Source organism: Aeromonas sp. MdU4 (assembly GCF_041929505.1).
Taxonomy (GTDB): Bacteria; Pseudomonadota; Gammaproteobacteria; order Enterobacterales; family Aeromonadaceae; genus Aeromonas.
In genome coordinates this window covers 1-13,545 of record NZ_JBHFMW010000021.1, presented here as the reverse complement: position 1 = coordinate 13,545, position 13,545 = coordinate 1, and the positions used below count along the sequence as shown (strand labels likewise).

At 60.2% G+C, this 13,545-nt stretch carries 11 protein-coding genes; 5 read left to right on the top strand and 6 right to left on the bottom strand.

Going from position 1 to position 13,545, the window contains the following annotated elements; genetic code table 11:
• The first annotated feature begins 30 nt into the window (after positions 1-30).
• From astD to ACE1BR_RS10965, 3 genes are all read left to right on the top strand, one after another.
• Entirely contained in the window at positions 31-1,500 is a 1,470-nt protein-coding gene (gene astD, locus ACE1BR_RS10975) for a succinylglutamate-semialdehyde dehydrogenase (protein WP_374870182.1), read from the top strand.
• A gap of 61 nt (positions 1,501-1,561) precedes the next feature.
• On the top strand, positions 1,562-2,359 hold the full coding sequence (locus ACE1BR_RS10970; RefSeq protein ID WP_374870180.1) for a DUF1338 domain-containing protein: 798 nt from the start codon (positions 1,562-1,564) through the stop codon (positions 2,357-2,359).
• Between the two features lie 200 nt (positions 2,360-2,559).
• Entirely contained in the window at positions 2,560-2,844 is a 285-nt protein-coding gene (locus tag ACE1BR_RS10965) for a hypothetical protein (RefSeq protein ID WP_374870178.1), read from the top strand.
• A gap of 61 nt (positions 2,845-2,905) precedes the next feature.
• On the opposite strand, the gene ACE1BR_RS10960 is transcribed toward ACE1BR_RS10965, so the two are convergent.
• Positions 2,906-3,502, bottom strand: a complete 597-nt coding sequence (locus ACE1BR_RS10960; protein ID WP_374870176.1) for an HAD family hydrolase — start codon at positions 3,500-3,502, stop codon at positions 2,906-2,908.
• Positions 3,503-3,672: 170 nt separating this feature from the next.
• Here ACE1BR_RS10960 and ACE1BR_RS10955 point away from each other — a divergent pair, with 170 nt between their 5' ends.
• Complete coding sequence (locus ACE1BR_RS10955; protein ID WP_374870174.1) at positions 3,673-5,049, top strand: MDR family MFS transporter; 1,377 nt, start codon at positions 3,673-3,675, stop codon at positions 5,047-5,049.
• A gap of 112 nt (positions 5,050-5,161) precedes the next feature.
• Here the strand turns inward: ACE1BR_RS10955 and nifJ are convergent, their stop codons facing one another.
• The 5 genes from nifJ to yqfB all read right to left on the bottom strand — a co-directional run bounded on the left by nifJ (position 5,162) and on the right by yqfB (position 12,560).
• Positions 5,162-8,710, bottom strand: coding sequence for a pyruvate:ferredoxin (flavodoxin) oxidoreductase (gene nifJ / locus ACE1BR_RS10950; RefSeq protein ID WP_374870172.1), 3,549 nt, complete (start codon positions 8,708-8,710; stop codon positions 5,162-5,164).
• 228 nt (positions 8,711-8,938) lie between these two features.
• Complete coding sequence (locus ACE1BR_RS10945) at positions 8,939-10,579, bottom strand: alpha-glucosidase (RefSeq protein ID WP_374870170.1); 1,641 nt, start codon at positions 10,577-10,579, stop codon at positions 8,939-8,941.
• A 198-nt stretch (positions 10,580-10,777) separates the two neighbouring features.
• A complete protein-coding gene (locus ACE1BR_RS10940) occupies positions 10,778-11,158 on the bottom strand; it encodes a DUF1622 domain-containing protein (protein WP_033115688.1) in 381 nt (126 codons plus the stop codon).
• Between the two features lie 61 nt (positions 11,159-11,219).
• Positions 11,220-12,140, bottom strand: coding sequence for an alpha/beta hydrolase (locus tag ACE1BR_RS10935; protein ID WP_374870168.1), 921 nt, complete (start codon positions 12,138-12,140; stop codon positions 11,220-11,222).
• 87 nt (positions 12,141-12,227) lie between these two features.
• Positions 12,228-12,560 carry a N(4)-acetylcytidine aminohydrolase gene (gene yqfB, locus ACE1BR_RS10930; protein ID WP_374870166.1) on the bottom strand — a complete coding sequence of 111 codons (333 nt, stop codon included), beginning with the start codon at positions 12,558-12,560 and terminating at the stop codon, positions 12,228-12,230.
• Between the two features lie 302 nt (positions 12,561-12,862).
• Between yqfB and ACE1BR_RS10925 the strand changes: the two genes are divergently transcribed.
• A partial coding sequence (locus ACE1BR_RS10925) for an SLC13 family permease (protein ID WP_374870164.1) occupies positions 12,863-13,545 on the top strand: 683 nt, incomplete at its 3' end.

Sequence of the window (13,545 nt, the reverse complement as noted above, 5' to 3'; positions counted from 1 at the left end):
GGCTGCCTGCCAGCGACAGGGAGTGAATGGATGAGCCAGTCAGTACAATTTATCGACGGTCAATGGCTTGCCGGTGAAGGCAAGCCGTTCGAGTCAAAGGATCCGGCCAAAAACGAGGTGATCTGGCAAGGGGCTGCCGCCAGCGCAGCGCAAGTGGATGCCGCCGTCAAGACGGCCCGCGCCGCGTTCTACCACTGGTCTGATATGGATCTCGAGGATCGTCTGACCATAGTGCGTCGTTATGCCGACCTGCTCGGCGAGCAGAAAGAGGCGCTGGCGCTGACCATCGCCCGCGAAACCGGCAAGCCGCTGTGGGAGACCCGCACCGAAGTGGCTGCCATGCAGGGCAAGATTGCCATCTCCATCCGTGCCCATGACGAGCGTACCGGTACGGTGGAAAACCCCATGCCGGGCGCCAAGGCGTTTGTCCGTCACAAGCCCCACGGCGTGGTGGCGGTGTTCGGCCCCTACAACTTCCCGGGCCATCTGCCCAACGGCCATATCGTACCGGCGTTGATCGCGGGTAACGCCGTGGTGTTCAAACCCTCCGAGTTGACTCCCATGGTGGCGGAAGCCATGGTCAAGGTGTGGCAGGAGGCTGGGTTGCCCAAGGGCGTGCTCAATCTGGTGCAAGGGGAGGTCGAGACCGGCAAGGCGCTGGCTGGCAACCCCGATATAGACGGTCTCTTCTTCACCGGCTCGTCCCGCACCGGTCATTTCCTCCATCAGCAGTTTGCCGGTCAGCCGGGCAAAATTCTGGCCCTCGAAATGGGTGGCAACAACCCGCTTATCGTGAAAGACGTGAGCGATATCGATGGTGCGGTGCACGCCATCGTTCAGTCTGCTTTTATCACCTCGGGTCAGCGCTGCACCTGCTCGCGCCGCCTGTTTGTCGAGCGTGGCGAGCGTGGCGATGCGCTGGTCAAGCGACTGATCGAAGTGGTCAGCCAGGTCAAGGTCGGCCTCTATGATGCCGCGGATCAGCCTTTTATGGGCTCGATGATAAGCGAGAATGCAGCACTGGGCATGGTCGAGGCGCAAGCCAACCTGCAGCGCCTCGGTGGCGAGAGCTTGCTTACCCTCAAGCATCTGGAAGCGGGAACCGGCTTTGTCTCTCCGGGTATCATCGACGTGACTCAGGTCGCCGCACTGCCTGACGAAGAGTACTTTGGTCCGCTGCTGCAACTCATTCGCTATGACGATTTCGATGCCGCTATCGAGAAGGCGAATGCCACCCGTTATGGTCTCTCGGCCGGTCTGCTGGGTGACAAAGAGGCGGACTGGCACCACTTCTTCAAGCGGATCCGCGCTGGCATCGTTAACTGGAACAAACCCATCACCGGTGCTTCCAGTGCCGCGCCGTTTGGTGGCGTGGGTGCCTCTGGCAACCACAGAGCGAGCGCCTACTACGCCGCTGACTACTGTGCGTATCCGGTTGCTTCCGTTGAAGAGAGCAAAGCCGCCATGCCGGAACAGCTGTCGCCCGGTCTGAGCTTCTGACAATAACGAAAGGGGCATCCAGCGGTGCCCCGAACTGTACCCGCAAGCAAAGGAAAGAGAGATGCAAAAGGATATCGACACCCTGTTCAGTCATCTGTGGGACAACTACATCAAGGTGACCCCGAGCGCCCTCAAGGTGCACACCCTGCTGGGGGGCGGCGAGCCCATCGTCAACGATCACGTGGCGTTTCGTACCTATAACCTGCCCAAGCTGGGGCTGGAGAAGCTGGCGGCCCACTTCCTGGCGCTCGGTTACGAGCAGAAGGGCGAGTACGTCTTCAAGGCCAAGAAGCTCTACGCCAAGCACTTCGAGCATCAGGATCCCGATGCCCCCAAGGTCTTTATCAGCGAGCTGAAGGTGGAAGAGCTCTCGCCAGCGGCGCAGGCCATTATCCACAAGCTGGCGGATCAGGTGCCCGATCATCTGACCGATACCTCGGCATTTCTTTACACCGGTGCCCCCTGGCAGGTCTCCTACGCCGATTACCAGACCCTGCTGGCGGAGAGTGAATATGCGGCCTGGATGGCAGCATGGGGCTATCGTGCCAACCACTTTACGGTCAATATCAACAAGTTGAAGGATTTTGACACCATTCATCAGGTCAACGAGGCACTCAAGGCGGCCGGGTTTGTGCTCAATAGCGTGGGCGGTGAGGTGAAAGGGGACAGCCAAGTGATGCTGGAGCAATCCTCCACCATGGCCGACAAGGCGGAGGTCCCGTTCAGTGATGGGGTGCGCACTATTCCGAGCTGCTTCTACGAGTTCGCCCTGCGCTACCCGCAGCCAGATGGCGTGCTTTATCCGGGCTTTGTCGAAGCCTCGGCTGACAAGATATTTGAATCGACCAACGCCATGTAAGATCGCTCTTGGTCCAAGCAGAACGCCTCCTCAGGGAGGCGCTCTGCTTGGTGTTGCACGATGAAAATGTTGGGGGCCGGGGAAGGTTGTGGCAACGGGGCTGCCGGAGCGGTGTTGCCGTCAGCTTGTTGATAAAAATGTGAACGAGATCACCCGTCATGCTACAGATTGACGCAGGAAACAGAGCAAAAAGGAGTAGAATGACGCTTTGTTTTTTAGGGGGCCATTCGATGCCTAATTATCACTTTTTCAGGCAAGGTCAGGCAGTTATCTATCTCGATGCCAATGCGCCCAGCTATAGCGATGAGCGTCGTCAACTGGTTGAGCAGGGATTTGCCGCCATTGCGCTCCCGACGATTGCCGATACACCAGCGGAAGCTCTGGCGCTGTTGCGTCAGCATCAGGGGACGCAGGGAGACGGAAATGCCCTTTGCCTGACGGGTGCCTCCATATCTGCGGCATTGACCGGTGTGTTGGGAAGCTGATACAGCACGGTGGCGCCATGGCCATGACACCACCCTGTTGATTTGGTCGCCAGTGAGCGGGTTACCTCTGGTGCAGGTCGCCTTCAATGACCAGTATGGTATCCATGCCTGCGGCTTTGCCTGCCTCAAGCCCGATCTGGGTATCTTCAAAGACCAGGCAGTTGGAGGAGTTGACGCCGAGTAGCTTGGCCACCTGCAAAAAGGTGTCGGGGTGCGGCTTGTGGTTGATGACATCATCGGCACTGACCACCACCGAGATATAGGCGTCGAGACCGGTACTTTTCAGGATGGATTCTGCCTGATTGCGGGGTGACCCGGTACCAATCCCCATCGGTATCTTGCCGTGATAGTGCCTGACCAACTCCCACATCTTGGGAAAGACGCTGACCTTGTCGATATGCTTCATGTAGAGGGCAATCTTGCGGCGGGCGAACGCCTCGATATCCACCTCCAGCCCTTGTTGCTGGGCCAGTATGGCGACGATCTTGCGGGTCGGAATACCGCCGTACTGATAGAGCTGCTCCCGCTTGAAGGGAATGCCGAATTCGGCGCAGGTGAGCTCCCATGCATCGAGATGGAGGGGCATGGAGTCCACCAGAGTGCCATCCATATCGAATATCAGGCCATCGTAGTGATCAAATCGGTACTGCTCGCTCATGGGGACTCCTTGGCTAAATGGGGCAGAGTAGCAGATTGGGGACGTCTATTGTGGGATCGGCCTCATGATTGAGGGTGGCCGGACGTGTTTTTTCTCTCTCTTGCTGATTTGTGAGACAATAATTCGCTCATTGCCGGATACTTTGGCATATCAGATCAGCGAGTCCGCTTATGACCTCGAAAATATCCCCTAAAACCATTTTCTCCAGTGTGGCGCTGGTGATCGCGCTCGGTTCACTGGAAAAGAGCATCGTCACCACCCCGCTGCCCATGATTGGCGCCGAGCTGCACGCCGGTGCCGCCCTCACCTGGGTGGTCACCGCCTACCTGCTGGCGGCTACTGCAGTGCTACCTCTCTATGGCAAGCTGAGCGACCTATTTGGTCGGGTGCGAATGCTCAATATTGGCATCGGCTTCTTTTTGGCGGGCTCTATTGCTTGCGCCCTTTCTCAGGATCTGCCGACCCTGCTGGCGGCGCGCGTGTTGCAAGGATTGGGAGGCGGTGGCCTGATAGCGCTCGCCTTTACCGTGATTGCCGACACCATCCCGCCGCGGGAGGTGGGCAAGTATCAGGGCTACATCTCGGTGGTTTATGCGGTTTCCAGCATCGCCGGCCCCTTGCTGGGTGGTTACTTTACCGAGCAGCTCAGCTGGCGCTGGATCTTCTGGATCAACCTGCCACTCGGCGCCTTGGCGATCTTCCTGATCAACCGCAACCTCAAGCATCTCAACGTACGCCGCCACAGCCGCTTTGACTGGAAGGGGGCTGCACTGCTTATTATCGTTACCACGCTCACCCTGTTGCTGCTTTCGCCGGAGGCTGAACTGCCCGCCATCTGGCTGGCCGGTGCGTTGGCGGTAGCCTTGTTGCTGTTAATCCTCATTGAACGACGAGCCCATGACCCGATCCTGCCTGCTCATCTGGTGCGGTTGCCCGGTTATCTGGTGAGCGTGCTGTTGGTGATGCTCTCCCAGTTGCTGATGTTTGCGGTGCTGGTCTATCTGCCATTGCAAATGCAGTGGCAGAAGGGGATGAGTGCCAGCGAGAGTGGGGTGAGCATGGTGATCTTCATGATCTGTATTACCGCCGGTGCCTTTATCGGTGGCAAGCTCATCGGGCGTACCGGCCACTACAAGCGCTTTGTGGTCGTGGGCTTTGGCCTCGCGGCGGTGGCGCTCTGGCAGATCCACTTTGATGCCTGGGTCAGGTTGGCGCTCGGCTTTGCCGGTCTAGGCCTTGGTCTGGTGCTGCCCGCTCTTTCTGTGGTGGTTCAGAATGCCCTGCCGCGGCAGGATCGCGGCATCGGCATGTCGCTGTTCAACTTTGGGCGGGAGCTTGGCGGGGCCGTCGGTGTGGCCATCTGCTCCATGCTGTTCCACTTCCGTCTGCCAGCTGGCACAGATGGCGATCTGAGTCAGCTCGCCCCCGATCTGCTGGCCCCGGGCTTCAGCGCAACCTATATCGGCATGGCTCTGATCGCCACGCTGGCATTGTTGCTGACCGTGCTGGCGCTCAGGCGCCACGAGCTGGCCACGATCAGTGCCTGACCCCGCGGGCGCTGAACGTTAGCTCACCATAGATAGCATCAGGGCTCCCCACGGGGAGCCCTGATTGTTATTTGGCGAATAGAGTGGCTGCTGCCATCAAGCCATACGTGGCTTACTCCTGCGCCGGACTCTCCTTGCCTGCCAGCTGGCTCAGCCAGGCGAAGCGGCGATTGGCCTCCTGCTCCGCCTCTTGATAGAGCTGGCTGGCCACCTCCGGCAGCTGGCGCTCTAGCCGCTGGAAGCGGGGCTCGTGGCGCAAGGTCTTGGCCAGCGAGGCATTGGGGGCCCGTGAGTCGAGCGCCAGCGGCAATTTACCCTCGTCAGCGCGGCGCGGATCGAAGCGGTAGAGCGGCCAGAAACCGGTGGCAGTCAGCTGCTTCATCTGCTCGTGGCTCTCGGCCATGTCGTAGCCATGCTCCTCGCAGGGACTGTAGGCGATGATCAGTGACGGCCCCGGGTAGGCTTCCGCCTCCTGAATCGCTTTCACCGTCTGGTTCATCTGGGCGCCGAGGGAGATCTGTGCCACATAGACGTGGCCATACATCATCACGCTGGCGCCGAGATCCTTGCGTGCCTTGCGTTTGCCCTGCTCGCCAAACTTGGTGATGGCACCGAGTGGCGTCGCCTTCGACTGTTGGCCGCCGGTGTTGGAGTAGCACTGGGTATCGAGCACCAGCACATTGATGTTCTCCCCCAGACTCAGCACATGGTCGAGCCCGCCAAAGCCGATGTCGTAGGCCCAGCCATCGCCGCCGATGAGCCAGACCGATTTTTCCACCAGATAGTCCGCATCGCGGGCCAGTTCAAGGGCCTCCGGGGCCTTGCTCTCTTGCAGCAGATTTCGCAGCTGCTGGATATGGGCCCGCTGCTCGGAAACCGGCAGGGTGGCATCGCCGAGCACCTCGCGCAGCGTTGCCGGAATGGTGTCGCCGAGGCTCGCCAGCAGACGGCGCACCCGCTCCCTGTGCTGATCGACGGTGAGGCGGAAGCCCAGTCCGAACTCGGCGTTGTCTTCAAACAGCGAGTTGGCCCAGGCCGGCCCGCGCCCGTCGGCGTTGGTGGTGTAGGGGGTGGTGGGCAGGTTGCCGCCATAAATGGACGAGCAGCCGGTGGCGTTGGCAATCAGCAGCCGATCGCCATAGAGCTGGGTCAGCAGCTTGATGTAGGGAGTCTCGCCACAGCCGGAGCAGGCGCCCGAGTATTCAAACAGCGGCGAGATGAGCTGGGAGGTGCGGATGTCGATGCGCTCCAACTGCTCGGCGCTGCGCTCGGGCAGGTCGAGGAAGAAGTCGTAGTTGGCCTTCTGTGCGTCGAGGTGTTCGAGCCGTGAAGCCATATTGATCGCCTTGCGATCCGGGGTGCTGCGATCCTTGGCCGGGCACACCTCGACGCAGAGATTGCAGCCGGTGCAATCCTCCGGCGCCACCTGCAGCACGTATTGCTGGCCACGCATGTCACGGGATTTCACATCCAGCGCATCCAGGGTGGCGGGAGCCGCGGCCAGCGCATCGGGTTCTACCACCTTGGCGCGAATGGCCGAGTGGGGACAGGCGGCGACGCAGTAATTGCACTGGGTGCAGAGCTCCGCCTCCCAGATGGGGATCTCCTTGGCGATGTTGCGCTTTTCCCAGCGGGTGGTGCCAACCGGCCAGGTGCCATCCGGAGGGAAGGCGGAGACCGGCAGGCTGTCACCCAGCCCAGCCAGCATGGCGGCGGTGACGGTCTGGACAAAGTCGGGGGCCTTGGCGGAAACCACCGGCGGGCGGGGGCGGCTGGCAGGATCCTGCTCACCACCCAGTGGCACCCGGGTCAGGGCGGCGCAGGTTGCTTCCAGTGCCTGCCAGTTGCGTTCGACCAGCGCTTGTCCCTTGCTGCCATAGCTGGTAGCGATGGCCTGCTTTAGCAGGCTGGTGGCCTCTGCGGGGGGAATGATGGCGCTGAGCTGGAAGAAGGCCATCTGCATCACGGTATTGATGCGGTTGCCAAGCTGGCAGTCACGGGCAATCCTGGCGGCGTTGATGATGTAGAAGCGCGCCTCTTTCTCGCGCAGGGCGTGCTGTACCTCGCTGGGGAGGCTCTGCCAGATCTCGGCCTCGCTGTAGGGGGTGTTGAGCAGGAAGATGCCTCCCGCTTTCAAGCGCTCCGCCATCCGGTACTTGTCGACAAACTGCCACTGATGGCAGCCGATAAAGTCCGCCTCTTCCACCAGATAGGCCGATTGCAGCGGCCGCTCGCCCACCCGCAGGTGGGAGACGGTGAGACCGCCCGCTTTCTTGGAGTCGTAGACGAAATAGCCTTGCGGATAGAGGTCGGTGTGGTTGCCGAGGATCTTGATGCTGTTCTTGGCCGCCGAGACGGTGCCGTCGCTGCCTAGGCCGTAGAAAAGCGCCTCCAGCTTGTGCTGGTGGCTCTGGATGGGGCTTTGCGAATCCAGCGCGGGCAGCGGTAGCGAGAGACCTGTGATGTCATCGAAGATGCCGACGGTAAAGCGCGGGCGCGGGTTCTCCTGTGCCAGTTCGGCAAACACCGCCAGTGCGCAGGCGGGGCCGAACTCTTTGGAGGAGAGGCCGTAGCGGCCGCCGATGACCTGCGGCAGGCTTGCCCGCTCGCCCCGGCTGACCGCTTCGGCCAGCGCCGTCATCACGTCGAGATAGAGGGGCTCGGCCTGTGCGCCCGGCTCCTTGGTGCGATCCAGTACGGCGATGGCGCGGGCACTCTCGGGAATCGCGGCCAGCAGGTGCTCGGCCGAGAAGGGGCGGAACAGCCGCACCTTCACCAGACCTACCTTCTCCCCTTGGGCCAGCAGGCGCTCGATGACTTCCTCACAGGTGCCGATGGCTGAGCCCATCAGCACCACAATCCGCTCCGCCTGCGGGTGGCCGACATATTCAAACGGCCGGTAGTGGCGGCCGGTCTGCTCGCCAAAAGCCTGCATCGCCTCGCTTACGTGGCCATAGGCGGCGTCATACCAGGGGTTGCTCGCCTCCCGGCACTGGAAGTAGGTGTCCGGGTTGGCAGCGGTGCCGCGAATGACCGGTTTGTTGGGGGTGAGCGCCCGGTCACGATGAGCACGGATGGCATCTGCCGGCAGCAGGGCACGCAGGGTATCGTCAGCGAGCGGTGCTATCTTGGCGATCTCGTGAGAGGTACGAAAGCCGTCGAAGAAGTGGATAAAGGGGAGGCGGCTGTTGAGGCTCGCTATCTGTGAAATCAGGGCGAAATCCTGCGCCTCCTGCACATTGCTGGCACAGAGCATGGCGCAGCCGGTCTGGCGCACCGCCATCACATCCGAGTGATCGCCAAAGATCGATAGCGCGTGGGTCGCCACGGTGCGTGCCGCCACATGCAGCACGAAGGGAATGAGCTGACCCGCCAGCTTGTAGAGGTTGGGGATCATCAGCAGCAAACCCTGCGACGAGGTAAACGAGGTCGCCAGCGCGCCGGTCTGCAGGGCGCCGTGGACGGCGGCGATGGCGCCCCCTTCCGACTGCATCTCGACAACCCGGGGCACATCCCCCCAGAGGTTCTTGCCTCGCTCGCTCGACCAGGCCGACGACTGCTCAGCCATGGCCGAGCTGGGGGTGATGGGGTAGATGGCGATGACTTCGCTGGTGCGGTACGCCACCGAGGCGACTGCGTTATTCCCGTCTGTGGTGATCATCTGTTTTCCACTTTGCTATGCCAGTTTGAAGGCCGATAGTTGCATCGGCAATGGATAGGTCGCAGGCATAGTAAGAGGGGCAATGAGAGCGTATCAAACGGGATAAATAATCAATTAATAAGTCACTAATAGCGGTTAATTTAATCCTGTCGTGTTAGGACGTGATTTTCTGCTGGTAGCCGACGGAGTACGGCTGACGGGCCATTGGCATGGCCCGTCAGCACGGGGTTAACCTTGCTTCACTTGCAGCCAGATGGCGCATTGATAAGGGGCGAAGAGCGACAGTGGTTCGCTTGGGTAATTGCCCATCAGCAACCGCATCTCATCTGCCACCTTGTCGAAGTGGGGCATCGGCAAGGGGGTCGCCGTGAGATTGGCGAGCAGCAGCAGGGTGTGCCGCTCTCCGCTGGCCGGATCCTGCCAGTGGCGGCGATAGCTGATGCGCTCGGGATCATCCCAATCCAGCAACTCGAAGTCGCCGTGGCGGATGACCGGGTGGGCCTTGCGCAGGGCGATGAGCTGGCGATAGCAGTGAAATGGCGAGTCGGGGCGGGCCAGCTGCTCGTCAGCATTAATCTCGACGTGGTTGGCGTTGAGGGCAATCCAGGGTGTGGTGGCGCTGAAACCGGCGTGGGGGCCTGCGTCCCACTGTATCGGGGTGCGGGCGTTGTCGCGGCCGATGGCATCGAGCCGCCGACTCAGCTCGGCAGGATCCAGCCCTGACTGGCTGGCGCGGTAGTTGATTGCCTCCACATCGCGTAGCTCGTCCGGCTGCCAGTGACGGTTGGTCATGGCCAGCTCCTCGCCCTGATAGATGAAGGGAGTGCCCTGCATCAGGTGCAGCACCATGGCCCACAGCTTGGCGCTGGTTTCACGCCACTCTGGCCTGTCATCGCCAAAGCGGGAGACGGCGCGGGGCAGGTCGTGATTGCCGAGAAACAGGCTGTTCCAGCCACGCCCGTGCAGCCCTTGCTGGTGGCGGGCCATGGCTCGCTTGAAGGCGAGGGGGTCGAAGCGGGATGACCACTTGTCACTGCCCAGCCCCAGATGCTCGAAGTTGAACACCATGCTGAACTCGCTGCCATCTGTGCTGGAGTAGCGCTGCATATGGGCGAGATCGGCCCCCCAGGTCTCCCCCACCGTAATGATCCCCTTGCCGCCGAAGCTGGCGGCATTGAGCTCGCGGATATAGTCGTGCAGGCGCGGGCCATTGCTCATGGCCAGTCGGTCCCACTCCTTGCTCACCATATCGATCACATCGAAGCGAAATCCCTTGATCCCTTTGCCCAGCCAGAAGTTGATCACCTCTGCCATCTCGGCGCGCACCGCCGGGTTGTCCCAGTCCAGATCGGCCTGACTGGGATCGAAGTTGTGCAGGTAATAGCGATCAAGCGCTGGCACATACTGCCAGCCGCTGCCGCCAAAAATCGAGGTAATGGGGTGAGCATCGACAAAGGCTTGATCCCGGAATACGTAATAACCCTGATAACGGGGATCGCCGGCCAGCGCCTTCATAAACCACTCGTGCTCGGTGGAGGTGTGGTTGGCAACGATATCCATCATGATGCCGATGCTGTGGGCGGCTGCTTCGGCTATCAGCAGCTCCATCTCGGCCAGGGTGCCGAAGGCGGGGTCGATGGTGCGGTAGTCCGCCACGTCATAGCCGTTGTCCCGCTTGGGGGAACGATAGATGGGGGTGAGCCACAGCATATCGACCCCGAGGGTGGCCAGATAACCGAGGCGCTGACGGATGCCGTTGATGTCGCCCATGCCGTCGCCATCGCTGTCCTGAAAACTCATGGGGTAGATCTGGTAGATGACACAGCTATCGAGGTCGATATCGGGCGTGTGGAGGTGTTGCGGGTTCATCAGCTTAGCCGGTTGGGGAGGAGATTTTCTATCTTACGCAGATGAGCTGGTACTCGACAGGGCAGGGGATACCTTGAAAAGGGTTCCATTGTTGGCTGATTTCCAAAATGCGGGAAGGGTCACAAAGGCGCCATCCCGAGCCACGGCTGTGGTCGGGATGGCACGGCACTTATTGCTGATTCACCGCAAGAAGAAGGGCTATTGGGCCGCCTTGGCCTGCTCGCTGCGCTGCTCCTGCTGGCGTTCGGTCTGGGCTTCCAGCTCCTTGCCGAGGAAGTAGTTCAGGAAGGTGCGGATCACTGCGATGATGGCGAGGCGGATCAACTCCTCCTTGCTCGGCGCGACCGTGGTGGCCAGGATGTCGGCGGCGAGCTGGAACTCCAGCGCCAAGATGAGCCAACTGCCGAAACAGAGGCGAATGCGCGGAAAGCCGGGTTCGTGATCCTCCATCCGTGCCGCTAGCCAGAGGGTCTTGCCAAGCCCTATCACCACACAGGCGATGGAGATGATCTCCAGCAGCAGCTGGAACAGCTCGACCCCGTGCATCATCCCTTCTCTCAGGCTCGCTATCTCAAACACTCGGGTCACCTCCATGATTCAAAAGAGGACACTATTAACACATTGCTCGGCGAAGGCCAAATCAGAGGTGCCTGATAAGCATCGTGATCAGCTCAATTGTCTGGCGGGCTGCGTGGCTCACACCTGCCAACTGGAAGAAGCCGTGTATGACACCCAGTTGCCGCTGACAGGTGGTTGTGACGCCAGCTTGTAACAGTTTGCGATAGAGGGCTTCCCCCTCATCGCGCAGCGGATCATATTCCGCCGTTACGATATGGGTCGGTGGTAATCCTGACAGGGCGGGATGGTGGAGGGGGCTGGCTTCGGGATGAGTGGCGGGTAGTTCACCCAGATAGGCGTGAAAACCGCTTAACAGCATGTCGCGAGTGATAAGGTAGTCATCCCCTAGCTGCCGATAGCTGTCACTGTCGCCCGCAGCATCGAGCATCGGATAGATGAGCAGTTGGGCTGCAGGCAAGGGGGCGCCTTGCTCCTTGAGTCGCAATGTTGTGATCAGGGCGATGTGCCCGCCGGCACTGTCACCTGCAATCGCAATCCGTGCCGGATCCCCATGCCATTTCTCCACATCGGCCATGATGGCGAGCGTAGCAGCCAGTGCGTCGTTGTGTGCTGCAGGATAGGTGTGTTCAGGGGCAAGGGGGGTATGTACCGCGAACACCAGTGCTTCGGCGCGATTACACAGCATGCGCATCTGGCGGTCGTGGGTGTCGAACTCGCCGCTGACAAAACAGCCGCCATGAAAGTAGATCAGGGCCGGACGAGGTTCAGCAGAGGACGAGAGCGGTTGGTAGAGGCGGACTGCGTAATTGCTGCTTTGCCACTCTTCAATGGCGCCAACCTCCTCCCGTTCACCGCCCAACACGGCTGAAGCAAGATAACCTGCACGCCGTTCCTGCCAGCTCAGATTGCTTGCCTTGGGGCGGCCTGCAGCAATGAACTCCGCCACCATGGCCGCAATGGCCGGTTCAAGTTGTATATCCATAACGCACCAATAACTGTATATAAAAACAGTTATTTTGCGCCTTTAGCCAGAGAGCGCAACCGGCGTTAGATGAGGTGACTCACAAAATCAGACTTCAATCAGTTTGAATTCAATCACATAGAACGGCGGCAGATCGGGGTAGATGTCACGGATAACATCTTTTAACTCGGGGAGAGTCATGTTCTCCTGACGGGCGTGCTCGTCATTTAATTCATTAAAGGCGACCGCTGTGACGGAGATGACTTCAATGGTGCCGAATGGCTGATGCTCCGGGTTGGTGAATAGCGCCAGCCGCTGACCGGGTTGCCAGTTGGCCTCGCTCTCATCGCGGATGGTGATGGTCTTGCGGCCCGCCTGAATGTCGGCGACAAAGCGGCTGAAGAAAGTGAATTCGGGATGAGAGTGGTTAGATACGGGCATAGGGTCTCCGATAGAGATAGGGGATGAGGTGAACGGGCGAGGAGTTACACAACATGTTTTGCCATTGATGATGGTTGGCTTCGCCTGTAATGCTGCAGCGCACGAGGCTAGCAAGAGTCGTCGCGGGATACCAGTCACCATAGTGGCAAATGTGTAGGCGTGAAGGGGTTGGCGATCACAATAAACAGGCTGCGAACAGACCAGACGAGCTTTATTGATATGTAACAAGACAATAGCCTCATGGCTATGGTCTGATAGAGTCCGCTCTCCGGGAGGAGAATCGTGTTGTAAAGGAGATTTCAGTGAATTCCGAGCTTGTCTGGGTGCTCTCTCTGCTGGCGGGCGCCATCTATCTCTTCATGACCAACAAAGTCCGGATGGACGTGGTCGCTCTGTTAATCATCATCCTTTTTGTTCTGAGTGGTACCCTCACCCTGCCGGAGGCGCTGGCGGGTTTCAGCGATCCCAACGTCATTCTGATCGCGGCGCTGTTCGTGGTCGGGGAGGGGCTGGTGCGCACCGGTATCGCCTATCAGGTGGGGGATGCACTGGTGAAGGTGGCGGGTAGCAGCGAGACCAAGCTGCTGGTGCTGCTGATGGTCGCGGTGGCGACGCTGGGGGCGGTGATGAGTAGCACCGGGGTGGTGGCCATCTTCATCCCGGTGGTGCTGAGCGTGGCGAACCGGATGGGGATCCCGGCTGGCCGTCTGATGATGCCGCTCGGCTTTGCCGGGCTTATCAGCGGCATGATGACGCTGGTGGCTACACCGCCCAACATGGTGGTCAACAGTGAACTGATGCGCCATGGCATTCACGGCTTCACCTTTTTCAGCTTTACTCCCCTTGGCGCCATTATCTTGCTGTGCGGCATTGTCTACATGCTGCTGGTGCGTGGTTCGCTGGTGCAGAAAGGAGAGGCGGGGCCAAGCAAGGGGGCGGGGCGGCGTACTTTTCGCGACCTTAGCCGCGATTATCGTCTCACCGG